The organism is Pseudooceanicola sp., assembly GCF_041987405.1.
Taxonomy (GTDB): domain Bacteria; phylum Pseudomonadota; class Alphaproteobacteria; order Rhodobacterales; family Rhodobacteraceae; genus Pseudooceanicola.
This window is the reverse complement of the sequence record NZ_JBHIWR010000001.1, coordinates 134,431-158,887: the sequence shown is the minus strand read 5'-3', so window position 1 is coordinate 158,887 and position 24,457 is coordinate 134,431. Positions and strand designations below refer to the sequence as shown.

Below are 24,457 nucleotides of genomic sequence, written 5' to 3'. Positions count from 1 at the left end.
CCCATGCGCCTGTCTCCTACGATGACGATTAGTGCTGTCATGCCCAAGGGCCCTTTCAGTTGATATTCGAGGAAATAAGGGGGACGCGCAGTAAGGTCAACCGCAATTCTGCGACAAAAGTGTCGCGGTGCGGCCGAAATCTTTCCGAAAGTTGCGTTAACACGGGCAATTGTTTCCATTTGCGTCAACGGCGGTGCGATCTGACCAAGGTTCGTGCAGATGACGCGGTATTGGGCACATGCCACGGAAATGCCGGTCACCGCCGGATTCCGTGCCGCTTTGCCGTCTGTGCCGAACCTGGCGTCAAGCCGTTACAAGGGGGGCTCCAATTGACCGGCGGGTCAGTGATCGGCGGGCATTTCCCGAGACCCGGCAACAACTTGGCCGGAAAATTACATGCGAAGTTCACGCATTGTCCTGATGCAAAAAGTATTTGCGCTCTCGCCATCCATCGCTAGGTTGGCTCCACTCGTGATGCCGGGGACAAGGGTCAAAACCGTCCCGGTTTCAAAGATCTGTTGGGAGGATAAAAATGGATCGCCGTTCTTTTCTGAAGACCTCCGCTCTGGGTGGTTCCGCTGTCGCCGCGACTTCGCTGGCTGCTCCGGCAATCGCACAGGGCAACACTACGCTCACCATGGTCACCACCTGGCCGCGCGGCCTGGCCGGTGTTTGGGACTCCGTTGAGCGTTTCTCGAATAACGTCAGCGCCATGTCCGGTGGCACGCTCACCATCGACGCCAAGGGCGCGGGCGAACTTGTGGGCGCACTGGAAAGCTTTGACGCCGTGACCTCCGGTCAGGCGGACATGTACCATGGTGCGGACTACTACTGGGTCGGCCAGCATCCCGCTTGGGCCTTCTTCACCGCTGTTCCCTTCGGCATGACCGCGCCGGAAATGATGGTCTGGTACTATGCGCAGGACGGCATGGCGCTGCACCACGAACTGGGCGAAGTCTTCGGCATCAAGGGCTTCATCGCCGGTCAGACCGCCGCGCAGGGTGGCGGCTGGTATCGCAAGCAGATCAACTCTGCCGACGATTTCAAAGGCCTCAAGTTCCGTATGCCCGGCCTCGGCGGCCAGGCCCTGGCCGAACTGGGCGCCTCCGTGCAGAACATCCCGGGCGGCGAAATCTACCAGGCTCTCTCCACCGGCGCCCTCGACGGCACCGAATGGATCGGCCCCTGGTCGGATGAAAAGCTGGGCCTTCAGGAGGTCTGCGACCACTATTATCCCGCCGGTTTCCACGAGCCGGGCGCGGCGCTGTCGGTCGGCTGCAACCTCGACGTCTTCAACGGTCTGTCGGCCGAGCATCAGAAGATCATCGAAGTGGCGGCTGCGGATGCGCATCAGCACAACTACGCGCTCTTCATCGCCAACAACGGTCCGGCGCTGCAGCGTCTGAAGGACGGTGGCGCACAGATCCACCAGTTCACCGACGACGTTTGGGACGCCTTCGGCGCCGCCTCCAAGTCGGTTCTGGACGGCTTCATGGATGACGAGCTCTTTGCCAAGATCCGCAATTCCGTGGACGCGTCCATGGCCGCGACGGCGGGCTGGGTGTCGCTTTCCGATGGCACCTACACCTCGCAGCGTGCCCGCGTCACCGGCGCCTGATCGTGTAAAGCTTGAAAACAACAGATGCGCGCGGTATCCGCGCGCATCTTTCGTGCGGGGGGAAGGGACATGCTTGGCGGATTGACCTGGCTGATCACGCAAATCGGACTGGGCTTCTACAACATCGCTTACGCCGTAAGCCATCCGGGGCTATGGCTGGACTGGTCCGACAAGGAAAGCCTGCTGCGCTTCGTCTACTACGGCGGATCGACAGAGTTCTTCTTTGCGGTCTTTGACGTTTTCCTGGTTCTGACCGTGGCGGGCCTCATCTGGCGACCCTTCATGTGGGGCATGGTCCGCCTGTTCGAGGGCATCGCCAACTGGATCGGCCGTGCGGCCGCCTGGGCGGGCCTCATCATGGTCGGCCAGCAGATCATCATCATCTTCCTGCAATCGGTCTTCCGCCTCGGTGAAATCACCATATCGCCGCTCGGCATCGGCTTTACCCATTCGCTGACCTGGCACGCAGAGGGGCTGAAGTTCTGGAACGCGGCGGTAATCGCGCTCTGCGTCAGCTACGCCTTCGTTCAGGGCAGCCACGTCCGGGTCGACCTGATCTACGCGGGCGTCAGCCACAGGGCGAAGAAATGCATCGACATGTTCGGCGCGCTCTTCTTCATGGTTCCCTTCGCCGTTTTGACCTGGATGTACTCCTGGTACTTCCTCTGGCGGCACCTGATCACGCCCAAGGTCTCCGCCTCGGACCAGCTGGACCTGATGCTGCGCAAGGCGCGGATCGTGAAGTGGAATGTCGAACGGACCGGGTTCTCGCCCGACGGGTTCGATTTCTACTTCCTGTTCAAGATCCTGATCCTCGCGTTCCTTGCGCTGGTCTTGCTGCAGGCGGTGGCGTTCTTCTACCGCTCGCTGCTGGAGTTCCTGGAAGGCGAAGAGGCACAGGACAAATACCTCGACCGGGATTCGCTCGGCGAGGGTGAAGAAATGTACGAAGGCACGCACTAGGGAGCAGGGGCATGTTGTTCGGTTTAGACGGCGTCGAAATCGGCCTGATCATCGTATTCCTGAGCCTGTTCTCGGGTATTCTTTCCGGCTTTCCGGTGGCCTTTGCCATTCCGGGCGCGGGCCTGATCTCCTTTGCGGTGATCGCCTGGCTGGATAGCCAGGGTCTGCTGATCCATCAGGCCATCGACCAGGGGTCGCAGGCCTTCAAGGATCTCGTGAACTCCGGGGTCAATCGCGACAGTATCTCGCATTTCCGATACCCGGACCTGCCGACCATTGGCGTACCGGTGTTCGACCGCGGCTGGGAAACCGCGATGGACCGCAACCTGTCGTTCATCGTGAACCGGATGAACGAACGCGTCTTTGCCGGCCAGTCGATCGAGACGCTGCTGGCGGTGCTGATGTTCGTCATGATGGGCATCACGCTGGAACGGTCCAAGATCGCGAACGACCTGCTGACCACCATGGCGCGCGTCTTCGGCCCGCTGCCGGGCGGCCTGGCCGTGTCGGTTGTCGTCGTCGGTGCCTTCCTCGCCGCCTCTACCGGGATCGTCGGGGCCACCGTGGTGACCATGGGCCTGCTGTCGCTGCCCACGATGCTGCGCAACGGCTACTCGGCGGAACTGTCGACCGGGGTCATCGCCGCCTCCGGCACGCTTGGCCAGATCATCCCGCCGTCTATCGTGATCGTCCTTCTGGGGACGCTGGCGGGCGACCTCTATTCCGCGGCGCAGGAAACCCGCGCGCAGGGCTTCGGCTGTACCGACGCGCTGACCTACCTGGGCCGTCCGGCGGTTGTCTCGGTCGGCACGCTCTTTCAGGCGGCGCTGCTGCCGGGGGTGCTGCTGGCCTTCCTCTATGCCGCCTATGCCTTTGGCTATGCGCTGTTCAACCCCTCCAAGGCGCCGGCCGTCCACATCGAGGACCCGGATGGCGAGGTCATCACCCGCCGCGAGGGCCTGACCTGGTTCCTGGCCGTGCCGGTGGTCATCATCGGTGGTCTCATGCTGGCGGCCGAGGGTGGCCTGATCGGCAAGCAGGATGTCACCGTGTCGAACTACAGCCAGGTCGACCGGCTGGACGCGCTGCGCACCAATGTCAGCCCCGAATGCCAGGCCGCCATGATCGAGCTGCACGGACAGTCCCGTTGGGATCAGTCCGTTGCCGACCGCGCGGCGCTGGCCGAAGCTGGCGGAACCGAGGAGGCCCGCGAACTGACCGAGGACGAGATGCGCACCGCGCTGGCGGAAAAGATCGCCAATGCCGCACCGGTTGGCTCCGGTGTCGCGACGCTCTTCGGTCTGGTCCTGCTGACCCTGGCGATTGCACGGGGGGTGAAGCCCTCGGCCTCGCCCACGCCGCTGCTGATCGGTGTGGCCGGGGTCGCTCTGGCCTTTGCGATTGATGCCTTGGTGATCACGCCCGGCATGTCCGGCGCGCCCAAGGTGGCGCTTCTGATGATCCCGCTGCTGATCACGCTCTGGTCGCTGAAACATGCCGCTGTGCGGATGGCCGAGAACGACCTGATCCGCGTGGTCTTCCCGCCGCTGGTTCTGATCATCGCCGTGCTGGGCTCCATCTTGGGCGGGATCACCAACCCGACCCCGGCCGCCGCGCTTGGCGCCGGTGGTGCGATCATGTTGGCCGCCTATCGCAAGCTGAAGGACGAGGGGAATTCCGGACAGTTCATCATCTGGGCCACCCTGGCCCTGGCGGCGCTGATCCTTGTCGGGATCAACTTCGACCTGCGGATGAACCAGTCGGTGGTGACCGCCGGAAATGTCATCGGCTTCGTCATTGCCTACGGTGCCTACATGGTCGCGGGCATCGGACTGATCTACGCCTGTATCGTGCTCTATCGCAACGGCGTGCTCAGCCCGATCGTGCGCGAGACGGCCAAGGTGACCTCGATGGTCTTCACAATCCTGATCGGCTCGCAGCTGCTGAACCTCGTGGTGATCTCCTTCGGGGGGGAGCATTACATCCAGCAGTTCCTGCGCTCGTTCGACAACGAGTTCACGGTCTTCCTGCTGGTGATGCTGGTGCTCTTCCTCCTGGGCTTCGTGCTCGACTTCCTGGAGATCATCTACATCGTCGTCCCGATCGTCGGCCCCGTGATCTACGGCGGCTCCTTCGATCCGAAATGGGTGACGATCATGATCGCGGTGAACCTGCAGACCTCCTTCCTGACGCCGCCCTTCGGCTTCGCGCTCTTCTACCTGCGCGGGGTGGCCCCGCCGACGGTCACCACCGGGCACATCTACCGCGGGATTATCCCCTTCGTATTGATCCAGGTGGTGGGGCTGGCCCTGTTGTGGTTCGCGCCGGGGATCGTGACGATCGTTCCGGACCTGATCGGCAACTGACGCCTGCCGTGCCCCGGCCTTGCGCCGGGGCCGCTGACGAATGCAGAATGCCCCGGCCTTGCGCCGGGGCCGCTGAAGAATGCAAAATGCCCCGGCCGTGTGCCGGGGCTTTGTCGTGGTTCAACACTAAAACATGAGGCCCCGGCTCAGGGCCGGGGCATGTCGGAGATCACATGTCGGGCATGTTCACCCCCGCGGCGACCGCAGATCGGGCAGCGAGATATTGGCGACCTGTTCGGCAATCGGGTCGGTCTTCAGCGGATGGCGTTCCGCATCGTAATCTGCCGGGTTGCGCATCTTGTTCCAGCGCCCGCCGACATAGAGCTCCAGCCCCTTGAACTTGGCCTTGTAGCCCATCTTGGGCGATCCGGGCACCCAGTAGCCAAGGTAGACATAAGGAAGCCCCGCCTCGCGCGCGATGTCGATATGGTCGAGGATCATATAGGTGCCCAGGCTATCGGCCTGCAGATCCGGATCGTAGAAGGAATAGACCATCGACAACCCGTCATCCAGCACATCGGTCAGCGCCGCCGCGACCAGCCCGCGCTCCTCGTCCACGTATTCGATGACCCGTGACCGGATCGGCGTTTCTTCGATCATCGCCGCGAATTCAAAGACATCCATGTCCGCCATGCCACCCTCGGCATGCCGGGTTTCCAGGTAGTCGCGGAAGAGCTCATACTGTTCCTCGGTCGCCCAGGGCGAGGTCGCGCGGCGCGTGACCTGCGCATTGCGCTTGATCGTGCGCTTCTGGCTCTTGGTCGGGGCAAACTGCGCCACGTCGATCCGGGCCGACAGGCAGGCGGCGCAATCGGCGCAGGACGGCCGGTAAAGTACGTTCTGCGACCGCCGGAACCCCTGTTTGGACAGCGTGTCATTCAGCTGCGACGCGCCCTCGCCGGAGAGCGAGGTGAACAACTTCCGTTCCATCCGGCCCTCGAGATAAGGGCAGGGCTGTGGGGCCGTCACGTAGAATTGCGGCGTCAGCGGAAGAGTGTGGCGCATGGGATCGGTGGTTAATGCGAGGTTATTATTTCGAAACGATACATACGAGGGACACGATGTCAAAGGAAGAGGCAGAGAAAGCGCGTGACGCGGCCTGTTCTTGCGAAATGGCAAGGATTTCGCGTGACGCGGGCGGGGTTTCGGGGGGTAATCAACCGGTCTGAACGTCTATGTGGCGGCATCGGTGTGTAGCCGACGCCGCCACGCGGATGGTGAGTTTCCAGATTCGCGGTTAATGTCCGGCCCGGCGATTGATCGCCACAGTCCCGAACAGATTGTCCGTCAGCCCCTGCTTGCGCGCCCCGGTCAGCATCAGTCCGATGGAGATGATCTGCAGGATCGGCACCGCCAGCGACACGGTGTAGCCAAGGGTGTGCAAAAGCGCCATGCCTGTGTCGAACCGACGGCCGTAACCGTCGCGAAACTCGATTGACATCAATCGCATACCCCAGGTCGCCGAGCCGCCTGCAATGGTGCTCCAGCGGTAGAGGAAGCCCAGAACCAGGAACAGGACCGGCAGGAAGAAGAGGCCGACAAAGGCGGTGAAGGGCACGATCAGCGCGACCAGGGCCGCGATCAGCAGCGTGTCCACCACCCAGGCCAGCAACCGCTTGACCGGCACGTCGGCGTAGAATTCGGGCTGGTGGTAGGGATCGGGAATGGACCAGGTCTCGGTCATCGGGGTCTCCGTCGGGGGCAGGGGAAAGGGGGCCGGACTGGCCCCCCCAAAGTGCTGTCGGTGTGACGTCGGTATCACGTCGGTATTACGTCGGTGCCGCGTCGGTGCGAAGCGGGACGGCTCAGGCGTCTTCGTCTTCGCGGGTCTCTTCACGGGCCTTGCGGGCGCGTTCGTCCATGAACTGGTCGAACTCCGTCTTGTCCTTGGCTTCGCGCAGACGCTCCAGGAAGTTTTCAAACTGCTCCTGTTCGTCTTCCAGGCGGCGCAGGGTTTCGGACTTGTAGGCGTCGAAGGCGCTGTTGCCGGAGGTCTTCATCGCGGCATAGCCCGAGCGGCGCATTTCGTAGGAACGGCCCGAGCGGCGGCAGGATTTCGAGAACATGCGTTTACTCCAGATCATATAGGCGAGAAGGGCGAGGCCGACAGGCCAGAAGAAAACAAAGCCGAGGACCATCGCGGCGATCCATGCACCTTTGCCCTTGCTGTCGAGCCATGCCTCGGACTTGGACAGCCAGCCCATGTGACGGGTCTCCTGTCCGGAATAGGCTGTGGCGGTCGCGGGGGTCATGTTTGTGCTCCGTGGTTGGGTCAGTTGGTGTCAGTCGATGTGAATGCCTTTCACATTACATAGATTGGCACCGCATCCCCGGGGCGCAAGGGGTGATGTGAAGGTTTTTTACATAAATCGGGATTATGCAGTAAAATCAGCGGGTTTTGCGCCGGAAATTTCCGGGAGAACGGCGGATTTCAGCGCAAAGACATGGTGCGGCGTGCCCGCGGCGGCCCAGATTTCGTCGAACTCCAGCAGTCGCGGGTCGATCCAGGCCCGGATCGGGTTGAGATGCCCGACAGGCGCGACACCCCCGATGGCAAAGCCCGTCTGCGCCCGGATCAGGGCCGCATCCGCCTTGGTCAGCGCCTCGCCCGCGACCGCACTGGCCTTGGCATCGTCGACGCGGTTTCCCCCGGCGGTTAGGAAAAGCAGCGCCTCGCCGCTGTCGACACCGGCAAAGATGATCGACTTGGCGATCTGGTCCAACTCGCAGCCGACGCCATCCGCCGCCTGCTGCGCCGTCCGGGCCTGGCCCAGTTCCTTGATCTGCGGGTCGATCCCCGCGGCTTCCAGTGCGCGGATCACGCGTTTCATGCTCTTGCTCATGCGCGCAATCTGCCCCGCGCGCGCCCCATTGACCAGCCCCCCCAACACGGCGAATGTCGGCCCATGAGTTTCGCCGATACCCTCACCCGATGCCCCCGACCGCATGACCCCGACAGGGCCGTGGATGCCCGTGCCGCGCTGGACCTTCCCGGGCCGCTTGGCACGCTGATCGAAGGGGCAGGGGGATCGAGCCCCTACCTGCTGTCGCTGATCCAGAAGGAGGGTGACTGGATCGCCGCCGCGCTGGATGATCCCGACGCCGCCCTGGCGGAGGAATACGCCCGCCTGCGCGCGCTGGAGGGGGAGGCGCTGAAACCCGGGCTGCGGCAGGGCAAGCGGCGGGTGGCCCTGTTGATCGCCCTGGCCGATCTGGGCGGGGCCTGGCCGCTGGAGAAGGTGACCGGCACCCTGACCGAATTTGCCGACCTCGCCTGCCAGCTGGCGCTGACTCAGGCACTGGCCCCCGCGGTGCGGCGCGGCAAGCTGCCGGGAATGGATGAGGCGGATCTGGAGAGCGGGGCCGGGCTGTTCATCCTGGCCATGGGCAAGATGGGGGCGGGGGAGCTGAACTACTCCTCCGACATCGACCTGATCAGCCTGTTCGATCAGGACCGGTTTGACGAGGACGGCTATCTGGAGGCGCGCCCGATCTATATCCGCGCCACCCGGACCCTGGCCGCGACCCTGTCGGATATCACCGCAGATGGCTACGTCTTCCGCACCGATCTGCGGCTGCGGCCCGATCCTTCGGTCACCCCAGTCTGCCTGTCGATGGAGGCGGCGGAGCGCTATTACGAAAGCCTCGGCCGGACATGGGAGCGCGCCGCCTATATCAAGGCCCGACCCTGCGCCGGGGATCTGGATGCGGGAGAGCGGTTCCTGTCGGACCTCAAACCCTTTGTCTGGCGGCGGCATTTCGACTATGCGGCGATCCAGGATGCTCATGACATGCGGCTGGCCATCCGCGACCACAAGGGGCACCACGGGGCGATTTCCCTGCCCGGGCATGACATGAAGCTGGGCCGCGGCGGTATCCGCGAGATCGAGTTCTTTGCCCAGTTCCACCAGATCATTGCCGGCGGGCGCGACCCGGACCTGCGCGTGCGCCCGACCTGCGAGGCGCTGAAACTGATCGGCGAACGCAACTGGGTGCCGACCGAGATCACCGAAAGGCTGGCCGCGCATTACCGCGTGCTGCGCGACGTCGAACACCGCATCCAGATGGTCAACGACGCCCAGACCCACGCCCTGCCACAAAGCGAGGAGGGGATCGACCGGATCGCGGCCCTGTCGGACATGGACCCGGACGCCTTCCGCCGCGAAATCCGCGAGCGGCTAGAGGATGTGCACACCACCTGCGAGGATTTCTTCGCGCGGGAGAAGCTGAGCCACCGGGCGGACCCCGAGGGCGCGCCGGAGGTCGATCCGGACGTGATTGCCCGCTGGCGCAGCTATCCCGCCCTGCGGTCGACCCGCGCGCAGGAAATCTTTGCCCGCCTGCGCCCCCGGCTGCTGGAGGCGCTTGGACGCGCTGCCAAACCGGACGAGGCGCTGATGGCCTTTGACGGGTTCCTGTCTGGCCTGCCGGCGGGGGTGCAGCTTTTCTCGCTCTTCGAGGCCAATCCGCAGCTGATCGACCTCTTGGGCGATATTGCGGGGACCGCACCGGACCTGGCACGCTACCTGTCGCGCAATTCCTCGGTCTTTGACGGGGTTATTGGCGGTAGCTTCTTCTCCGACTGGCCCGGGCCGGATGGCCTGACCGAGCGGCTGAGCGCGCAGCTGGCCGCCGAAGAGCATTACGAGGGCCAGTTGGATGCCGCGCGCCGCTGGCAGAAAGAATGGCATTTCCGCATCGGCGTGCATCATCTGCGCGGGCTGATCGGACCGCAGGAGGCAGCGGCGCAATATACCGACCTGGCGGATGCGATCCTGCGCGCCCTCTGGCCCGCGGTTCAGGAAAGCTTTGCCACCCGCCATGGGGCGCCCCCGGGGCGCGGCGCGATTGTTCTGGGCATGGGGTCGCTGGGCGCGCGGCGGTTGAATGCGCGGTCGGATCTGGACCTGATCGTGATCTACGATCCGCAAGACGTGGAGGCCTCCGACGGGCGGCGTCCGCTGCCTGCGCGCACCTATTACGCGCGGCTGACCCAGGCGCTGGTCACGGCGCTGTCTGCCCCGACGGCGGCCGGGCGGCTCTACGAGGTGGACATGCGCCTGCGCCCCTCCGGCAATCAGGGGCCGGTCGCGACCTCCTGGTCGGCGTTCCGGACCTATCAGACGAGCGAGGCCTGGACCTGGGAACATATGGCGTTGACCTCCGCCCGGCCGATCGCGGGGCCGGAGAGCCTGCGCGAGGATGTCGCGCGGTTCCGGTTGGACCTGTTGTCGGCGGAGACCGAGCCGGAGAAGCTGCGCCAGGACGTGGCGGAGATGCGCGACCGGATCGCGGCGGCCAAGGGGGAAACCCAGGCCTGGGACATGAAGGTCGGGCGCGGGCGCACGCAGGAGATCGAGCTGCTGGCCCAGGCCGGGGCGCTGGCGGCGGGGCGGCCGACCTCCTCCGTCGACGAGGGTTTGTCGGGGGCGGTCGAGGTCGGCTGGCTGAGCGAGGCGCAGGCGGCGGAGCTGGCCAGCGCCTGGACGCAGTTCTGGGCGGTCAACATGACGACCAAGTTGCTGACCGACGCCCCGCTCGATCCCGAAACGCTTGGTTCCGGGGGCTGTGATCTGCTGCTGCGCGACAGCGAGGTGGATGGATGGACGGCCCTTCAGGACCGGCTGGAGATGCTGCGCCATCAGGCGGCGCAGATCCTCGATAGGGCATTGCAGAACCAGACAGGACAGGAGACAGGACATGAGCAACCCGCGTGACCCGAACGATCCCAAGGGGTTGATCCGCGAATCCTACCGGATCGAGGGGATCAGCGCGGCGGAATGCAGGTCCATCCTGATGGACTGGGCGCTGAGCCTGCCGGAGGGCGTGGCGCAGGGCACGGCGCTGACGGCCTTGCTGGAGCGCTATGGCGAGGCGGACCCGGATCATCCGATGACGGGCCTGATGCGGGAGGGCTTGCAGAGCGTCTCGGCCACCGGACGGCGCGGCGGGCGGGCCGGGCGCGTGCGGCATTAGGGCCCAGGCTGTCACGGCCCCGTTGCCCTGTAAAACATTGCGAAAATTGTATATGATGGGAGGGAGTCGAAAGGTTCCCTCATGCCCAAGCTCGTCCGTCTGTACATCAAGAACGTCCTGATAGGCTTTGTGATCGCTGCGATTTTTGTCGCGATGCTGATCGGCTTCGATGTCGGCGGTCTGCGGCATCTGCTGACCGCCTCCTCCGCCGGATACATGGCGGTTGCGATGCTGTGGTTTGCCAACGGGATCGTCTTTGCCGGGGTTCAGTTCGCCATCGCCGTCATGGCCCTGCGCGAGCGGGACAGTGGGCCGAGCGGGGGAACCCGGGCGCCGGTCACACCCCGGATCCCCGCCCCCGTGCGGGAGACGGCGAAGCGGGCAAGGTGAGCTTCGCCCGATAACCGGTTGATCTGAAAGTGGGACGGCGGGCCCGCACGCAACCGTTTGGGTGACGCATTCCCGAGGACCTGTTCATACAGGTGGGCGCCGGGTAACCGGACCAGGGCCCGGACAGAGCCAGCTCCCTCGGATTTGCTTAAGGCCACCGGAATGTACCCGTTCACGAGAAGGGCAGCACCCGCCTCCGACCCAGATAGGCCGTTGCCTGTGTTCCTGCAAGGGGGCACGAAAAATACTCGGCAGGGTTCGTCTGATCGCGCAGGTCCCGGCCGTCGCGGCAGGCGGTGTCGCGGGTGTCCGGCCCGGTCAGACGCGGGTCGACGGCCGTTCGGGGTAGAGCGACCTCGCAATCGCGATCAGCTCCTCCGTCTGGTCCGTGGCCACGCCGCGCTGCGCCTCGAGCCACCGGTCGACCAGCTTCAGCCGGTCAGCCCGACGGGTGCAGATACGAGAACGACCCTTCTTGACGGACCGGATCAGTCCGGCCTTTTCCAGCATCGCGATATGCTTGGTGAAGGAGGGGAGCGCCATGCGATGCGGCGCGGCCAGGTCGGCAATCGAGACGGGGCCTTGGGCGAGGGCATCGAACACCGCGCGACGGGTCGAGTCGGCGAGGGCCTGAAAGACGAGGTCGAGGTCTTGGGTTTTGTGAGCCATAAAGCTTTGTATGGCGGTCCGAGAGTCACCTCAATGGCTAAGTGATCGGGCGGGCCGGACAAGGGGCGAAAGCCCAGTATTGTTGGCGCAAATGCCCTGCGTTGCGCTCTAGCCGTTCGCCAGCGCGCTTTCCGACAGCTCCTCCGGCGTGAGGATGTAGATCGACTGCGGCGGGGTGGCGAGGCCGGGCACGATGACCATCGGGTCAATCCCCATCTCATCGAGATGGCGCATCACCTCTGCCTGTCCGCGCTGGATATCGCGCACGGCGAGGAAGGCGGGCAGGAAGGTGTTCTCGCCGAAATAGTGCTGATGCAGTCCGACACGGCCGCCCTCTGCCACCCTGCGTTCGGTGCCACCGGCCAGCATGTAGGGACAGGCGGAAAGGCACACATCAGTGGACCGCAGCGCAGTGCGCTTCCCGGCCGCCCGCAGCGCGCGGCCGATCTCCAGCGCGTCGGCGACATTGCCGCCGGGGGAATGCAGGACGAACTCTTCGGCCGTGGCGGCCTCGATCTGCTGCACGATGCGTTCGCCATCGCCGCGCTGAATGCGGCCCGTCAGCAGGACCTGACCGTCGGCGAGGGGTTCGATCACCAGACGGTCGGGCATCGGGCCGTCGATCTGCGTGCCGGGGGCGGTCGGCAGATTGGGGTCATACTCGCGCATCTGGTCGCCGGGGCGCACGGGTTGTTCCAGACTCGGCGCCGCAGGGCCGCGCACCGGCAGGGCAAAATCGCGCCCCATGTCGCCCAGGAAAAGGAAGGCCGCCAGCACCAGTTGAAACACCAGGACGCCGGTCAGCATCCGCTTGATCGGGCGCAGTTTTTCCTGATCTTCGGTCATTCCTCCCGCGCCTCCGGGAGGGCGGGCTGCGGTGGCGGGTCGGCCCGGGTCTGTGCATCCGCATGTTGCGTGAAGGCCAGATCGACATCCCGCGCGGCATGGAGCGCCGCGCGCAACTCGGCAATCGTCATCGTGTCCTCGATCGCCGCGCCCTCGCGCCCGTGCCGGATCAGCCCCTGCGTGATCGACACGATGAGGACGAGGACCGCCGGCAGCAGGTCGATCGCGATGGCCCCGGCCCAGGAGGGGATGAAATTGCCGGCGTAGCGGATGACCGCATCGGCGGCGGAGATCGGGGTATAGGTCGTCTCGGGCGGGGGCGGCATGGCAATGACCTCTGCCGCGGCGCGTTCCAGGGTCTGGGCGCGTTGTTGCAGCACCTCGAGCACGGAAGTGATCGTGGCAGACTGATCGGTCCGGTTCGCCTCCGTCCTCCCGTCAAGCTCCGGCAGGACGACGGAGGCGGCGAGATCCTGCGCCGCGCGTTCGACCAGAGGCGCGACGGAAAGTTGCCTGAGCCGCGTGATGATCCCGGCGAGGCGGACCGCCTGTTCCGAGAACTCCACCGAGCGCGGTTCGACCGGGCCCGGCTCGACCGTCAGCGCCCGCATTCGCGACAGCAGCGCGTTTCCTTCGGCGAAGGCGGCTGTGACGAGGGGGGCCTGGGAGCCGATCTGTTCCTCCAGCCCCGAGAGCTCCGCCGATTTCTGCCGCAAAACCCGGAACACCGCGCCGCGCCCGGCGAGACCGGAGAGCGTGCCCTGTGCCTCCTGCTCCGACAGGTCCTCGAACGACTGGCGGACGCGGGCCACATCGCGCTCAAGCCCCAGGGCGGATACGGCAATTTCGTTCGCGCGTTCGAGAGAGACCTGGTAGTCCTGCACCGTCTCCGCCAGGTGCTGTTCGACCGCGGCGGCCCCGGCGAGTGCGGCGGCGTTGAGCCAGGAGGACATGGCGACAATGGCGACGGAGCCGAGCGTCATCGCCCCCATGAGGCCCATCCGCGACCGCGCGGTGCGCATCGCCGGGAAGAGCCGCATCAGGTAGGACCAGAAGACGAAGATGCCGGTGGAGACCGCGACGGAATAGGCGATGGCGGCGAAAGCCTTCATCGCGCCGTCGCCGTCCAGCAGGGTGGAGACGCCGAGGTAGGTGTAGATGCCGGAGGCCACGGCGAGGATGCCGAGCGCGGCACCGGTGAAACTGTCGAGCCAGCCCAGATGCCCCTCAAGCTCGCGCGCCATCCGCGCGCCGCGGTCAGTCCTGTCGCTCATGTTCGGTCCCCGGGTGCATCAAAGAGAAATTCAATGATAGTTAGGTCTTGCGGGGCCAAGTTACCAGTCTGGCGCGCATGGACTTGCATTTGTTCACGGAATGTTCATGATCGCGGCATGACGGATATGACATCGGATCTTGCCGCCTATCAGCCCGGTCAGTTGATCGCCCGGGGCACCTGCCGCCTGCTGGCGAGCCATGATTTCTGGTGCCTGGAGGAGTTCGTGCCGGCCCGCGGCCTGCGCATGGATGTGATGGCTGTGGGGCCCAAGGGCGAGCTTTGGTGCGTCGAGTGCAAGTCGAGCCGCGCGGATTACGCCGCCGACAGCAAATGGCGGGGGTATCTGGAGTTTTGCGACCGGTTCTTCTGGGCCGTGGGCCCGGATTTCCCAGTGGAGCTGCTGCCGGAGGAGAGCGGATTGATCCTGGCCGACGCCTGGGGCGGGGAGATCGTGCGGATGCCGGAGGAGTCGAAATTGGCCGGGGCGCGGCGCAAGGCGATGACGCTGAAATTCGCGCGGGATACGGCGCGGCGGCTGACCGTCATGCGCGATCCGACGGGGCCGGTCGGGATCGGCTGATCAACGCTTCTTGCGGTTCATCCCCTCGGCGGCCTGGGCGGCGGCGAGGATTTCCTCGGCAATTTCACGTGCTTCGTCGGGGTCGAAATCCATCGGGATCTCGATCTGGCCCGCGTCGATGAACAGACGGACCATTCCGTGATCCGTCGGACCGATCTGAAGATTCGCCTCGATATCGCGTTCGGTGTCGATGCCCATGTCTGCCTCCGTGAGGGGATGGCGGTGGCTATCCCAGCCTGAGGGAAGTTTCAAGACCAGGGCCGCCCCCGGTGGTTGAGCGGGCGAGATCAGCGGCTTGAACGCCGATCCTGTCGCGCTGCGCGACGCGGGGCAGGGGTTTGTTAACCAACACGGGTCGCCGGGCGGCCGGGCAGATGTCCGCGCCGCCCGGCCCCTGTCCCGGTCGGGTGATTTTCCGTTCGGACGGGCTTGCATTCGCAAGACGACAGCGGTAAGTCGCCCGTCACGTGCCGCCTTAGCTCAGTTGGTTAGAGCGCTGGATTGTGGATCCAGAGGTCCCCTGTTCAAGCCAGGGAGGCGGTACCATCCCCCTCATCTTGTGGAAACCGCGAACAGGGGCGCTGCCCCTACGCCGCGATGTGCCATCACGGCTACCCCGGAGTATTTGGCGGAAAGATGAAGCTCAGGGCAGTTGCAGCTGGCTTTCCGAGGTCAAGGCTCCCGAAGCGTCATAGACCAGCGCCCGGCCGTCCTGTGTCACCACTAGGAACCAGCCCTGCCCTGCGGTGACGGCCTGGGGCACGGCGCCCTCGGGCAGGGTGATCGTGGTCGGAAGGGTCGGGACGGGGGCTGCGGGGGGCGTGCGGAAACGGATGACAATCAGGGTGATGAGGACTAGAAGCCCGAGGATCATCACCCCCGCCAGCACCGTCACCAGCACACGCAGGAAGCGGAGCTGGGGAAAATCCTGGGCGTCGTCTTCTGGAGTGTTCGTGTCCACCTGTCTCACCATTCGTATCGGGGCGACCCCGCCCAACCGTCTTGATAAGGCCCTGGCGCGGGATGTGCCAGAGGAAGCCGCCCTGTCGCGCACCCGGCTGGCCCGGCTGATCACCGAGGGCGCGGTGCGTCGCGAGGGGGCAGTGCTGGACGATCCCAAGGCAAAGGTGGCCGAGGGGGACATCATCGAGATCACCGTCGAGGCGGCGGAGGAGGTCGAGACGCGCCCGCAGGATATTCCCCTGGATGTGGTTTACGAGGATGCGGATCTGGTGGTGGTGAACAAGCCCGCAGGCATGGTCGTCCACCCCGCGCCGGGCAGCCCGGATGGCACCCTGGTCAATGCGCTGCTGCATCACTGCGGCGATAGCCTGTCCGGCATCGGGGGAGAAAAACGCCCCGGCATCGTGCATCGCATCGACAAGGAGACCTCGGGCCTTCTGGTCGTCGCCAAGAACGACCGCGCCCATCATGCGCTGGCCCGCCAGTTCGAGAAACACAGCGCCGAGCGCGCCTATCTGGCCCTGTGCCACGGCGTGCCCGATCCCGGCGATCCGCGCCTGCGCGGCATCCGAGGGGCGAGTTTCGAGCCGGGCGGTGTGCTGAAACTGAGCACGCAGTTGGCCCGGCACCGGACGGATCGGCAGAAACAGGCGGTGACCTTCGACGGTGGCCGCCATGCGGTGACGCGCGCCCGGCTGTTGGAGCGGTTCGGCACCTCCGTCGCCCTGATCGAATGTCGGCTGGAGACCGGGCGGACGCATCAGATCCGCGTGCATATGGCCCATGCGGGTCACGCGCTGGTCGGTGATCCGGTCTATGGCGGGCGGCGCAAACCCGGCCGCGATCTGGAGGCCCGGGCGGCGGAGGCGGTCATCAACTTCCCCCGGCAGGCGCTGCATGCGGCGGTTCTGGGCTTTGCCCATCCCGACGACGGAAGGCCGCTTCGGTTCGAAGCGGCCCTGCCGGAGGATATGGAGGCCTTGCTGTCAGCCCTGCGCGGCGAGGCGCCGGGCCCCGGGGGCGAGGAGTAGCCAGAGCGCGAAGGAGAGCTCGGCCACCACAGGCACGAGATAGGCGGGCTGGATCACGGCGTTGATCTCAGGCGCGACAAAGCGGGTGGCGCTGCCGATCAGATAGACCAGACCGGCCAGGGCGATCAGGACCGACAGCCACCGCACCCCGGCGCGAGAGAGCAGCAGGGCCATGAGCAGTGCATTCAGCCCGAAGAACCACAGGCCCAGGTCGTAGCCCGCCGCGTGACGTTCGATCAGCGGCAGCGGGTCCGGAGCGCCGATGGCGGAGGCGAGCAGCGGCAGATGCGCCGCGATCACCGCCATCTGCACCAGACGAAGCACCAGCGCGCCCAGGGCCAGATCGCGGCCCAGGGGCCGGAACAGGCGGAAGAGCAGCAGGGCCAGGGTGATATCCAGCGTCGCCATCAGCAGATCCGCCCCAAGTGCTGCGCGCCATTGCGGCAGATGCGCGGCCAGGGCGGCGGCCGGATCGGCCGCAGAGGCGATCGGCATGCGTAATCCGACTTCGGCGCCGAGGCCAAGGGCAATGATCCCGAGATAGGCGAGACCGGCGAAACGGGGCAGGGTGGAGGGAGCAGTCATGGCGTGTCCTTTCGGAAGATGTCGATTTGATTGCCCGGCTTATCCATCATGCGCTGTCGTATGGGTATTCGCGAAATCGGCAGCGCTTCCATGCGAATTCGCATGTAAAGGGTGCGCAGTTCCACGCCGACCTGTGCGCAGGAGGGGAGTTGAGCTTTGACGCACGAAGGCTCACCTTGCGACACGACCGTGTGACAAAAGTGAAATCTGTCTGCCTGCCGACGGAAAATGCTTCATCATGCGTTAAGAAAATAGACGTACCGGTCTTGAAAGCATGTCTGGACGTCCCCAACTGTAATGTTAATCCTATAAACATAGGGCCGAAACGAGAGACAGGGTAAACATGGGTAACTACGCAAATCTCCCGGCGCCGACGCCGGAAGGCGGAATGAACCGCTATCTCCAGGAAATCCGAAGGTTCCCCCTTCTGGAGCCGGAGCAGGAATACATGCTGGCCAAGCGTTGGGTCGAGGATCAGGATACCGAGGCCGCGCATCAGCTGGTCACCTCTCACCTGCGTCTCGCCGCCAAGATCGCCATGGGCTATCGCGGTTATGGCCTGCCCCAGGCCGAAGTCATCTCGGAGGCCAATGTCGGCCTGATGCAGGCGGTGAAGCGGTTCGACCCCGAAAAGGGCTTCCGTCTTGCGACCTATGCCATGTGGTGGATCCGCGCCTCGATTCAGGAGTATATCCTGCGGTCCTGGAGCCTGGTGAAACTGGGCACGACCTCGGCGCAGAAGAAGCTGTTCTTCAACCTGCGCAAGGCCAAGGCCCGCATCGGCGCGCTGGAAGACGGTGACATGCATCCCGACAACGTCAAGCGGATCGCGACCGATCTGGGCGTGACCGAGGACGAGGTGATCTCGATGAACCGGCGGATGTCGGGCAGCGACGCCTCGCTCAACGCCACGGTCGGCACCGAGGGCGACAGTACCATGCAGTGGCAGGACTGGCTGGAGGACGAGGACGCCGACCAGGCCGGGGACTACGCCGAGAAGGATGAGATGGACATCCGCCGCGAGATGCTGGCGGAGGCGCTGGACGTGCTGAACGACCGCGAGAAGGACATCCTCACGCAGCGCCGCCTGTCGGACGAGACGATCACGCTGGAAGACCTTTCCACGCAATACGGCGTCAGCCGCGAGCGCATCCGCCAGATCGAGGTGCGGGCGTTCGAAAAGCTGCAGGACCGGATGAAGGAACTGGCGGAAGAGAAGGGCCTTTTGACGGCCGAGTGACCGTCAAAGGGTGAGTTGGAAAGGCCCGGAGCGATGGCTCCGGGCCTTTTGCGTGGGGGTGGGGGTGGGGGCCTCAGTCGCCCAGCCTGGCTCGCAGCACCCGCACCATGTTCTCGCCCATGATCTTGGCGATCTGATCTTCGCTCAGCCCGGCGTCGAGCATGGCCTGGGTCAGCGCGGCCAGTTCCGAGGTGTCGAAGGCCGTCTCGACCGAGCCGTCGAAATCCGATCCGAGCGAGACGTGATCCTCGCCCAGAAGCTCTACCGCCGCCACAGCCATCGCGGCGATGCCCGACGGGTCGAACTTGCCGCAGGTCACCTCGTCCCAGTAGCCCAGGCCGATCACCCCGCCGGTGCCCGCGACCGCCTGCATCAGGTCGTCGGGCAGGTTGCGCTGTGTCTGGCAGAAGACGCTGACGCCGGTATGGCTGATGACAAGCGGGATGTCCGTCATCTCGATCACGTCGCGCACCACCTGGGGGCTGGAATGTGCGAGGTCGAGGATCAGGGGGCGGGCGGCGACCTCTGCAACCACCTCGCGGCCGAAGTCCGACAGGCCCGCCGGGTTCAGCCCGTGCAGCGATCCGCCCAGGGCATTGTCGAAGAAGTGGTGCAGCCCGATCAGCCGGTATCCGGCCTCCACCAGCCCATCCAGATTGGCCATGTCGGCCTCCAGCGCATGGGCGCCCTCGATCCCCAGGATGGCGCCGATCTGCCTGCCGCCCGCAGCGCGGTCGGCCAGAACGCGCTCCAGATCCTCGGCGGAGGTGATGATGGTGACATCGCTGTTCTCCGCCGCGAAGCCATGCAGTTTTTCCGCCTGATAGCGGGCGCGTTCATAGAGGCTGTCCCAGGTCCGCATCGGCCAGCGCTGCCCGAAGGCGAGCAGGGTGATGTTGTCGAAGGCCTCGGCCGAGTTTTCCTCGTAGTTCTGGCCCGCCGGGCTCTTGGTCACGGCGGTGAAGACCTGCACGGCGACATTGCCCTCCTGCAAACGCGGGAAATCGACCTGGCCCCAGTCGCCGCGCTTGTTCAGATCGCGCTTCCACAGCAGCGGGTCGGCGTGCCAGTCGCCGACGATCAGCCGGTCGTGTAGGGCCTGCGCCTCCTCGCTGACGGGGTAGGGGCCGTGATCCAGCACATTGTTCCGCGCCGCCCCGACATAGCCGGGCGCGATGGCCCAGAAGGCGATGACGGCCACCACCGCCAGCGCGGCAAGGCCCAGGATGATCCGGGCGATCCAGACGAGACTACGATACATGAGGTCCTCCGTTTTCGGGGATGCTAGCCGCAGCGCCCCGATCCGGGCAGCCGCTACGTCACGTCAAGCCGGGGGGGGGCACGGTGGCCGACCGGCGGCGCAGGCGATCCCGACCGCAGCCCCGCACCATTCGTGATTTGGAGAAACGGCGCAATCGGTGTACACTTTCCCCATTCTTTTACGTTTTTCGTAGTGATTTGAAGGAATGTTTTGATGAAAGCTTATGTATTGATCATGGCGGCGGCGATCGTCGCAACCGCAGCGTCCTACGTCGTCACCTGATCCAAGACACGCCTGACTGGACGGCGGTACCCGCGCGGGCTGACCGGCGCAGGCCCCGGTCCCTCATCGTGGCCGGAGCCAGCGCCAGGCCGCGCGCAGGTCTACCGCGATGCAGGCGATGCCGAGGGGGATCATCCAGAACCCGAGGATCGGCAGAAAGCCGAAGAGCCCGCCGATGATGAGCAACACGCCGACGAGGCTGCGCACCACGGGGGGCAGGCGCGTCTCGATCCAGTGTGCCGCGCGCCGCAGCCGGTCGCGCCAATCGGGCCGATCCGGTTGCGGGGCGTCGGGCATGTCAGTCTTCCATCGCCTCCAACTCGTCGATGAAGCCTTCGATCATCGACAGCCCCTTGTCCCAGAACGCCGGGTCCGAGGCATCGAGGCCGAAGGGCGCCAGCAGTTCCTTGTGGTGCTTGGAGCCGCCCGCGCGGAGCATGTCGAAATACTTGTCCTGGAAGCCCTCGGGCGCCTCCTGATATGCGGCGTAGAGCGCATTCACCAGCCCGTCGCCGAAGGCATAGGCATAGACGTAGAAGGGCGAATGGACGAAATGCGGGATGTAGGACCAGAAGACCTCGTAGCCCTCCATGTAATCAAACGCCGGGCCGAGGCTTTCAGCCTGCACGGACATCCAGATCGCGTTGATATCCTCCGGCGTCAGCTCCCCCTCGCGGCGCGCCGCGTGCAGCTTGCACTCGAAATCGTAGAAGGCGATCTGGCGCACGACCGTGTTGATCATGTCCTCGACCTTGCCCGCCAGCAGGGTTTTGCGTTCGGCGGGGGATTTGGCCTCGTCCAGCAGCTTGCGGAAGGTCAGCATTTCGCCAAAGACGCTGGCGGTTTCGGCCAGGGTCAGGGGCGTTGAAGACAGCAGTTCGCCCTGTTCCGCCGCCAGCACCTGGTGGACGCCGTGGCCCAGCTCATGCGCCAGTGTCATCACGTCGCGCGGTTTGCCCAGGTAGTTCAGCATCACATAGGGGTGGACATTGGTCACGGTCGGATGGGCAAAGGCCCCGGGGGCCTTGCCCTGTTTCACGCCGGCGTCGATCCAGCCCTTGGTGAAGAAGGGTTCGGCAATCTCGGCCATGCGGGGGTCGAAACCCGCATAGGCGGACATCACCATCTCCTGCGCCGTGGGCCAGTCGACGGTCTTGGGCGGTTCGGTCGGCAGCGGCGCGTTACGGTCCCAGACTTGCATCCGGTCGAGGCCCAGCCATTTCCGCTTCAACTCATAGTACCGGTGCGACAGGCGCGGATAGGCGGCGACCACGGCGTCGCGCAGCGCCTCGACAACCTCGGGCTCGACCTGGTTGGACAGGTGACGGCCGGTCTGCGCCGTGGGCATGCCGCGCCAGCGGTCCATGACCTCCTTCTCCTTGGCCTGGGTGTTGTGGACGCGGGCGAAGGTCTTGATATTGTCGCCCAGAACAGCGGCGATTTCCCGCGCGGCGGCCTCGCGCACTGCGCGATCCGGCTCGGTCAGAAGGGTGGTGGTGGCCTCCAGCCCCATTTCCTCGCCGTTCACCTCAAAGGTCAGCCCGGCGACAGTTTCGTCAAAGAGCTTTTCCCAGGCATCGCCGACAACGCCCATGTCATGCAGGAATTTCTCCATCTCGTCGGACAGCTGGTGCGGCTTCATCGCGCGGATGCGGTCGAAGATCGGCTTGTAGCGGGCCAGGTCCGCGCTGGCGGCAAAGAGCGCGTCCAGACGGTCGTCCGGCAGGCGGTTCAGCTCCAGCGTGAAGAAGACGAGGGGGGTGGTATAGGTGGTGATCTTGTCCTGCATGTCGGACATGAACTTGGCCCGGCCCGCATCGGTGGTCTGCTGGTAGTAGCGCAGCCCGGCATAGGACATCAGGCGGCCGGAGACATTGGTCAGCTTTTCGTCGCGCTGAATGCAATGCAGCATCCCCGGCGCGTCGAGCGTGTCGAGCTTGCCCTCGTAATCCCCGGCAAAGGCGGCGCATTCCTCGCGCAGCCAGTCCAGATCGCGCTGGATTTCGGGGGCGTCATCGGCGGCGTAGAGGTCCGTCAGATCCCAGTCCGGCAGTTTCCCGAGGTCTTTGCCCCCGGATGATGCGTTGGCGTCATAGGCGGGGCGGGGAAATACGAACATGGGACCTCCTTACGGCTTTGGGCCAGAGATATGCGGTGAGGGGGGATGGGGCAAGGGGCGGGGAATTAGTGACGAGCGTGACCCCTCACGTCATTCGTTATCGGTGAGGGCAGCGCCGACACGCGGGGTGGCGCATAAGCGCCGCCCGTCACGCCGAAGGCGTGCCGTTTTGATTCTGGCGCACCTTTGGTGCGACGGGGGCGGGTCGGCGCTGCCCGGCGTGCCGCCGGGCGGGACCTATGGTCGGCGTTCCTCGGAAGCATGCAAGCTGAGTGGTTTTGATGTCGCGGGCGTTAGAGTAATCGAGAACTGAGACGAACGCTATTGCACGAACGTCTATGGCAAGGGGCGGACCGACCATGTGGTCGGCCCAAACAGATGGTCAGGCCGATTGCGCGGCCACCGGGCCGACCTCGGAATGGGCGTCCAGAAACGGCACCATCCGGGCGAAGATCGCATCGCGCGTCGCGGGCGTTTCCATCAGAACTTCGTGACGGGCGCCAGGCAGCATGACCAGCTCGCCATTGGTCCAGCTTTCCATGCGGGCATGGATGCGGCCGGGGTCGACGATCGCCTCGTCCGCGCCGAGGAAGGTCAGGCAGTCGAGCGCCGGGGCAGGGCGGCGGGCCAGCGCCAGGGTTTCCGCCAGCGCCTGATTGAGCCAGTGCAGCGACGGCCCGCCGAGGCTGAGCTCGGGCTGGGCGATCAGCTGCCGCCGCATGTAGTCGTACATCTCGGGGTCGGAGGTCAGCTTGTTCTCCGCAAAGGGCGCATCCAGCGGATAGGGCTCTTCGCTGGTGCCGGGGGACATCAGGTGCCCGAGGCCCAGGCGCGACCCGCTCCACGACAGGACCCAGGCGGCGGGCCGGGTCGGGGCGGCCATGCGGATGCCCCACATGGGGGCGGAGAAGACGGCGGAATTGACCGGCAGCCCCTCATAAAGCGACCGCAGCCCGATGCAGCCGCCCATGGAATGCGCCAGCAGATGCCAGGGACGGGGCAGTCCGGCCTCTTCGGCCACGGCCAGTGCGGCGGCGACATCCAGCTGATAATCGGCAAAGACGCCGACGTGGCCGACCCGCGCATTGGGCACCATCCGGTCGGCCAGCCCCTGTCCGCGCCAGTCGATCGCCAGCACGGCATAGCCCGCCTCGGTCAGGGCGCGGGCATCGCGGCCGTATTTCTCGATATACTCCGTCCGGCCGGGAAAGAGCAGCACCGTTCCCCGGGCCGCGCCCTCGGGTTGCCACCAGCCGACCCGGATGCGCAGACCGTCCGCAGCCTTGGCCCAGACCGCCTGCCCACCCTCGGGGCCCTCGGCCACATCCGAAAAGAACGGTGCCTGATCCATGCGTTACGCCAGGACGGAGCCGAGTTGCATGGCCTTGCCCATGTCGCCATCGACGGTGAGCTTGCCGGTCATGAAGGCGGAGGTCGCGTTCAGGTCGCCCGACAGGATGTCCTTGAAGGTGTCGGCATCCGCGCTCAGCGTCACATCCGCCTCTTCATCCCCGGCGCGCACCTCGTCGCCGTCGATCATGATGGCGCCTTCGCCTTCGATCACGAACTTGGCCGTGCCGTCGAAACTGCCGTCCATTTTCTCACGCAGGGCCGCGACGGCCGTGTCGATCACTTCACTCATAGTTCACCTTTCCTGGAATATTCACCCTTTGGGGTTTCATCGGACGCAACATTTCCCGATACTGTCTTTACACTCTCAAAGGTTATGGGCGTCTCAATGCGTAGTCTCAAACATGCCGTGGCGGCAGTCCTGATCCTCGGACCTGCCATGTCCCTCGCGCAGGTTCAGAGTGACCGCAGTAAGGAGCTATTGCAACAACTCCATGATGCCGATCCCGTGGGCGCCGCGAAAATCGAGCGGGAGCTGGATCTGGTCTGGGCGCGCTCCGGCTCTCCGGCGATGGATCTGCTGCTGACACGTGGCCAGGATGCGCTGGAAGCAGGCGAGGTCGACACGGCCATCGGCCATTTCTCGGCCCTGATCGACCATGCGCCGGATTTCGCCGAAGCCTACCACCGCCGCGCCACGGCCTTCTTCCGGCAGGAGGAGTTCGGCCTGGCCCTGTCGGACCTGGGGCAGGCGCTCACGCTGAACCCCGATCATTTCCAGGCGCTCTTCGGTCTTGGCGTGGTCCTCGAATCCCTGGGCAGGGAGGAGGACGCCTTTCGCGCCTACTCCAAGGTGCTGGACACCTACCCGACCCATGACCGTGCGCAGGAAGCCGCCGACCGGCTGCGCTCCCGCGTTGCGGGCCAGACCCTCTGATCCAC

At 65.2% G+C, this 24,457-nt stretch carries 25 protein-coding genes and 1 tRNA gene; 11 read left to right on the top strand and 15 right to left on the bottom strand.

What is annotated here, in order from left to right:
• Window positions 1-532 precede the first annotated feature (532 nt).
• From ACFC2Y_RS00790 to ACFC2Y_RS00780, 3 genes are all read left to right on the top strand, one after another.
• Window positions 533-1,618 (top strand): TRAP transporter substrate-binding protein, encoded by a 1,086-nt coding sequence (locus tag ACFC2Y_RS00790; protein ID WP_375173151.1) that lies wholly within the window; start codon window positions 533-535, stop codon window positions 1,616-1,618.
• 69 nt (window positions 1,619-1,687) lie between these two features.
• On the top strand, window positions 1,688-2,581 hold the full coding sequence (locus tag ACFC2Y_RS00785) for a TRAP transporter small permease subunit (protein WP_375173150.1): 894 nt from the start codon (window positions 1,688-1,690) through the stop codon (window positions 2,579-2,581).
• Between the two features lie 11 nt (window positions 2,582-2,592).
• Window positions 2,593-4,947, top strand: coding sequence for a TRAP transporter large permease subunit (locus ACFC2Y_RS00780; protein WP_375173149.1), 2,355 nt, complete (start codon window positions 2,593-2,595; stop codon window positions 4,945-4,947).
• A gap of 186 nt (window positions 4,948-5,133) precedes the next feature.
• On the opposite strand, the gene ACFC2Y_RS00775 is transcribed toward ACFC2Y_RS00780, so the two are convergent.
• From ACFC2Y_RS00775 to ACFC2Y_RS00760, 4 genes are all read right to left on the bottom strand, one after another.
• Window positions 5,134-5,952 carry an arginyltransferase gene (locus ACFC2Y_RS00775; RefSeq protein ID WP_375173148.1) on the bottom strand — a complete coding sequence of 273 codons (819 nt, stop codon included), beginning with the start codon at window positions 5,950-5,952 and terminating at the stop codon, window positions 5,134-5,136.
• Window positions 5,953-6,184: 232 nt separating this feature from the next.
• Entirely contained in the window at window positions 6,185-6,631 is a 447-nt protein-coding gene (locus tag ACFC2Y_RS00770; RefSeq protein WP_375173147.1) for an RDD family protein, read from the bottom strand.
• A 121-nt stretch (window positions 6,632-6,752) separates the two neighbouring features.
• Complete coding sequence (locus tag ACFC2Y_RS00765; RefSeq protein ID WP_375173146.1) at window positions 6,753-7,199, bottom strand: DUF2852 domain-containing protein; 447 nt, start codon at window positions 7,197-7,199, stop codon at window positions 6,753-6,755.
• 123 nt (window positions 7,200-7,322) lie between these two features.
• Window positions 7,323-7,790, bottom strand: a complete 468-nt coding sequence (locus tag ACFC2Y_RS00760; protein ID WP_375173145.1) for a YbaK/EbsC family protein — start codon at window positions 7,788-7,790, stop codon at window positions 7,323-7,325.
• 63 nt (window positions 7,791-7,853) lie between these two features.
• Between ACFC2Y_RS00760 and ACFC2Y_RS00755 the strand changes: the two genes are divergently transcribed.
• The 3 genes from ACFC2Y_RS00755 (at window position 7,854) to ACFC2Y_RS00745 (ending at window position 11,313) form a co-directional block, all read left to right on the top strand.
• On the top strand, window positions 7,854-10,664 hold the full coding sequence (locus tag ACFC2Y_RS00755) for a bifunctional [glutamine synthetase] adenylyltransferase/[glutamine synthetase]-adenylyl-L-tyrosine phosphorylase (RefSeq protein ID WP_375173144.1): 2,811 nt from the start codon (window positions 7,854-7,856) through the stop codon (window positions 10,662-10,664).
• Entirely contained in the window at window positions 10,648-10,923 is a 276-nt protein-coding gene (locus tag ACFC2Y_RS00750; protein WP_375173143.1) for a hypothetical protein, read from the top strand. Before ACFC2Y_RS00755 ends, ACFC2Y_RS00750 begins: the two co-directional genes overlap by 17 nt.
• An 81-nt stretch (window positions 10,924-11,004) precedes the next feature.
• Window positions 11,005-11,313 carry a hypothetical protein gene (locus ACFC2Y_RS00745; protein ID WP_375173142.1) on the top strand — a complete coding sequence of 103 codons (309 nt, stop codon included), beginning with the start codon at window positions 11,005-11,007 and terminating at the stop codon, window positions 11,311-11,313.
• Between the two features lie 318 nt (window positions 11,314-11,631).
• On the opposite strand, the gene ACFC2Y_RS00740 is transcribed toward ACFC2Y_RS00745, so the two are convergent.
• The 3 genes from ACFC2Y_RS00740 to ACFC2Y_RS00730 form a co-directional block, all read right to left on the bottom strand.
• On the bottom strand, window positions 11,632-11,982 hold the full coding sequence (locus ACFC2Y_RS00740) for an ArsR/SmtB family transcription factor (RefSeq protein ID WP_375173141.1): 351 nt from the start codon (window positions 11,980-11,982) through the stop codon (window positions 11,632-11,634).
• A 108-nt stretch (window positions 11,983-12,090) separates the two neighbouring features.
• A complete protein-coding gene (locus ACFC2Y_RS00735) occupies window positions 12,091-12,828 on the bottom strand; it encodes a hypothetical protein (RefSeq protein ID WP_375173140.1) in 738 nt (245 codons plus the stop codon).
• Window positions 12,825-14,102, bottom strand: a complete 1,278-nt coding sequence (locus tag ACFC2Y_RS00730; RefSeq protein WP_375173139.1) for a hypothetical protein — start codon at window positions 14,100-14,102, stop codon at window positions 12,825-12,827. Before ACFC2Y_RS00730 ends, ACFC2Y_RS00735 begins: the two co-directional genes overlap by 4 nt.
• A 117-nt stretch (window positions 14,103-14,219) precedes the next feature.
• Between ACFC2Y_RS00730 and ACFC2Y_RS00725 the strand changes: the two genes are divergently transcribed.
• Complete coding sequence (locus tag ACFC2Y_RS00725) at window positions 14,220-14,684, top strand: MmcB family DNA repair protein (RefSeq protein ID WP_375173138.1); 465 nt, start codon at window positions 14,220-14,222, stop codon at window positions 14,682-14,684.
• On the opposite strand, the gene ACFC2Y_RS00720 is transcribed toward ACFC2Y_RS00725, so the two are convergent.
• A complete protein-coding gene (locus tag ACFC2Y_RS00720; protein WP_375173137.1) occupies window positions 14,685-14,882 on the bottom strand; it encodes a DUF6324 family protein in 198 nt (65 codons plus the stop codon).
• Window positions 14,883-15,153: 271 nt separating this feature from the next.
• On the opposite strand from ACFC2Y_RS00720, the gene ACFC2Y_RS00715 reads away from it, so the two are divergent.
• Window positions 15,154-15,230 (top strand) — tRNA-His (locus tag ACFC2Y_RS00715).
• A 97-nt stretch (window positions 15,231-15,327) separates the two neighbouring features.
• Here ACFC2Y_RS00715 and ACFC2Y_RS00710 read toward each other — a convergent pair.
• The gene (locus ACFC2Y_RS00710; RefSeq protein ID WP_375186111.1) at window positions 15,328-15,645 is read right to left on the bottom strand and encodes a DUF6476 family protein; all 318 of its coding nucleotides are present in this window, start codon (window positions 15,643-15,645) and stop codon (window positions 15,328-15,330) included.
• Between ACFC2Y_RS00710 and ACFC2Y_RS00705 the strand changes: the two genes are divergently transcribed.
• Window positions 15,632-16,678, top strand: a complete 1,047-nt coding sequence (locus tag ACFC2Y_RS00705) for an RluA family pseudouridine synthase (RefSeq protein WP_375173135.1) — start codon at window positions 15,632-15,634, stop codon at window positions 16,676-16,678. The genes ACFC2Y_RS00710 and ACFC2Y_RS00705 overlap by 14 nt on opposite strands.
• Here ACFC2Y_RS00705 and ACFC2Y_RS00700 read toward each other — a convergent pair.
• A complete protein-coding gene (locus ACFC2Y_RS00700) occupies window positions 16,634-17,263 on the bottom strand; it encodes a DUF4386 domain-containing protein (RefSeq protein ID WP_375173134.1) in 630 nt (209 codons plus the stop codon). The two genes, ACFC2Y_RS00705 and ACFC2Y_RS00700, sit on opposite strands and share 45 nt — an antisense overlap.
• A gap of 343 nt (window positions 17,264-17,606) precedes the next feature.
• Here ACFC2Y_RS00700 and rpoH point away from each other — a divergent pair, with 343 nt between their 5' ends.
• Window positions 17,607-18,503, top strand: coding sequence for an RNA polymerase sigma factor RpoH (gene rpoH, locus ACFC2Y_RS00695; RefSeq protein WP_375173133.1), 897 nt, complete (start codon window positions 17,607-17,609; stop codon window positions 18,501-18,503).
• A gap of 73 nt (window positions 18,504-18,576) precedes the next feature.
• Here the strand turns inward: rpoH and ACFC2Y_RS00690 are convergent, their stop codons facing one another.
• The 5 genes from ACFC2Y_RS00690 to ACFC2Y_RS00670 form a co-directional block, all read right to left on the bottom strand.
• The gene (locus tag ACFC2Y_RS00690; RefSeq protein ID WP_375173132.1) at window positions 18,577-19,764 is read right to left on the bottom strand and encodes a dipeptidase; all 1,188 of its coding nucleotides are present in this window, start codon (window positions 19,762-19,764) and stop codon (window positions 18,577-18,579) included.
• 345 nt (window positions 19,765-20,109) lie between these two features.
• Complete coding sequence (locus ACFC2Y_RS00685) at window positions 20,110-20,343, bottom strand: hypothetical protein (RefSeq protein WP_375173131.1); 234 nt, start codon at window positions 20,341-20,343, stop codon at window positions 20,110-20,112.
• A 1-nt stretch (window position 20,344) separates the two neighbouring features.
• On the bottom strand, window positions 20,345-22,165 hold the full coding sequence (locus ACFC2Y_RS00680; protein WP_375173130.1) for a M3 family oligoendopeptidase: 1,821 nt from the start codon (window positions 22,163-22,165) through the stop codon (window positions 20,345-20,347).
• A gap of 382 nt (window positions 22,166-22,547) precedes the next feature.
• Window positions 22,548-23,516 carry an alpha/beta fold hydrolase gene (locus ACFC2Y_RS00675; protein ID WP_375173129.1) on the bottom strand — a complete coding sequence of 323 codons (969 nt, stop codon included), beginning with the start codon at window positions 23,514-23,516 and terminating at the stop codon, window positions 22,548-22,550.
• Between the two features lie 3 nt (window positions 23,517-23,519).
• On the bottom strand, window positions 23,520-23,807 hold the full coding sequence (locus ACFC2Y_RS00670; RefSeq protein WP_375173128.1) for an SCP2 sterol-binding domain-containing protein: 288 nt from the start codon (window positions 23,805-23,807) through the stop codon (window positions 23,520-23,522).
• A 96-nt stretch (window positions 23,808-23,903) separates the two neighbouring features.
• Here ACFC2Y_RS00670 and ACFC2Y_RS00665 point away from each other — a divergent pair, with 96 nt between their 5' ends.
• Window positions 23,904-24,452 carry a tetratricopeptide repeat protein gene (locus ACFC2Y_RS00665; protein ID WP_375173127.1) on the top strand — a complete coding sequence of 183 codons (549 nt, stop codon included), beginning with the start codon at window positions 23,904-23,906 and terminating at the stop codon, window positions 24,450-24,452.
• The last annotated feature ends 5 nt before the right edge of the window (window positions 24,453-24,457 follow it).

Excerpts from the sequence above, each read along its gene's own strand:
- ACFC2Y_RS00735 (WP_375173140.1), bottom strand. The coding sequence starts at position 12,828 with ATGACCGAAGATCAGGAAAAACTGCGCCCGATCAAGCGGATGCTGACC.
- ACFC2Y_RS00785 (WP_375173150.1), top strand. The coding sequence starts at position 1,688 with ATGCTTGGCGGATTGACCTGGCTGATCACGCAAATCGGACTGGGCTTC.
- ACFC2Y_RS00770 (WP_375173147.1), bottom strand. The coding sequence starts at position 6,631 with ATGACCGAGACCTGGTCCATTCCCGATCCCTACCACCAGCCCGAATTC.
- rpoH (WP_375173133.1), top strand. The coding sequence starts at position 17,607 with ATGGGTAACTACGCAAATCTCCCGGCGCCGACGCCGGAAGGCGGAATG.
- ACFC2Y_RS00745 (WP_375173142.1), top strand. The coding sequence starts at position 11,005 with ATGCCCAAGCTCGTCCGTCTGTACATCAAGAACGTCCTGATAGGCTTT.
- ACFC2Y_RS00755 (WP_375173144.1), top strand. The coding sequence starts at position 7,854 with ATGAGTTTCGCCGATACCCTCACCCGATGCCCCCGACCGCATGACCCC.
- ACFC2Y_RS00690 (WP_375173132.1), bottom strand. The coding sequence starts at position 19,764 with ATGTATCGTAGTCTCGTCTGGATCGCCCGGATCATCCTGGGCCTTGCC.
- ACFC2Y_RS00740 (WP_375173141.1), bottom strand. The coding sequence starts at position 11,982 with ATGGCTCACAAAACCCAAGACCTCGACCTCGTCTTTCAGGCCCTCGCC.
- ACFC2Y_RS00730 (WP_375173139.1), bottom strand. The coding sequence starts at position 14,102 with ATGAGCGACAGGACTGACCGCGGCGCGCGGATGGCGCGCGAGCTTGAG.
- ACFC2Y_RS00685 (WP_375173131.1), bottom strand. The coding sequence starts at position 20,343 with ATGCCCGACGCCCCGCAACCGGATCGGCCCGATTGGCGCGACCGGCTG.
- ACFC2Y_RS00675 (WP_375173129.1), bottom strand. The coding sequence starts at position 23,516 with ATGGATCAGGCACCGTTCTTTTCGGATGTGGCCGAGGGCCCCGAGGGT.
- ACFC2Y_RS00790 (WP_375173151.1), top strand. The coding sequence starts at position 533 with ATGGATCGCCGTTCTTTTCTGAAGACCTCCGCTCTGGGTGGTTCCGCT.
- ACFC2Y_RS00780 (WP_375173149.1), top strand. The coding sequence starts at position 2,593 with ATGTTGTTCGGTTTAGACGGCGTCGAAATCGGCCTGATCATCGTATTC.
- ACFC2Y_RS00760 (WP_375173145.1), bottom strand. The coding sequence starts at position 7,790 with ATGAGCAAGAGCATGAAACGCGTGATCCGCGCACTGGAAGCCGCGGGG.
- ACFC2Y_RS00720 (WP_375173137.1), bottom strand. The coding sequence starts at position 14,882 with ATGGGCATCGACACCGAACGCGATATCGAGGCGAATCTTCAGATCGGT.
- ACFC2Y_RS00750 (WP_375173143.1), top strand. The coding sequence starts at position 10,648 with ATGAGCAACCCGCGTGACCCGAACGATCCCAAGGGGTTGATCCGCGAA.
- ACFC2Y_RS00725 (WP_375173138.1), top strand. The coding sequence starts at position 14,220 with ATGACGGATATGACATCGGATCTTGCCGCCTATCAGCCCGGTCAGTTG.
- ACFC2Y_RS00665 (WP_375173127.1), top strand. The coding sequence starts at position 23,904 with ATGCGTAGTCTCAAACATGCCGTGGCGGCAGTCCTGATCCTCGGACCT.
- ACFC2Y_RS00700 (WP_375173134.1), bottom strand. The coding sequence starts at position 17,263 with ATGACTGCTCCCTCCACCCTGCCCCGTTTCGCCGGTCTCGCCTATCTC.
- ACFC2Y_RS00775 (WP_375173148.1), bottom strand. The coding sequence starts at position 5,952 with ATGCGCCACACTCTTCCGCTGACGCCGCAATTCTACGTGACGGCCCCA.
- ACFC2Y_RS00680 (WP_375173130.1), bottom strand. The coding sequence starts at position 22,165 with ATGTTCGTATTTCCCCGCCCCGCCTATGACGCCAACGCATCATCCGGG.
- ACFC2Y_RS00670 (WP_375173128.1), bottom strand. The coding sequence starts at position 23,807 with ATGAGTGAAGTGATCGACACGGCCGTCGCGGCCCTGCGTGAGAAAATG.
- ACFC2Y_RS00765 (WP_375173146.1), bottom strand. The coding sequence starts at position 7,199 with ATGACCCCCGCGACCGCCACAGCCTATTCCGGACAGGAGACCCGTCAC.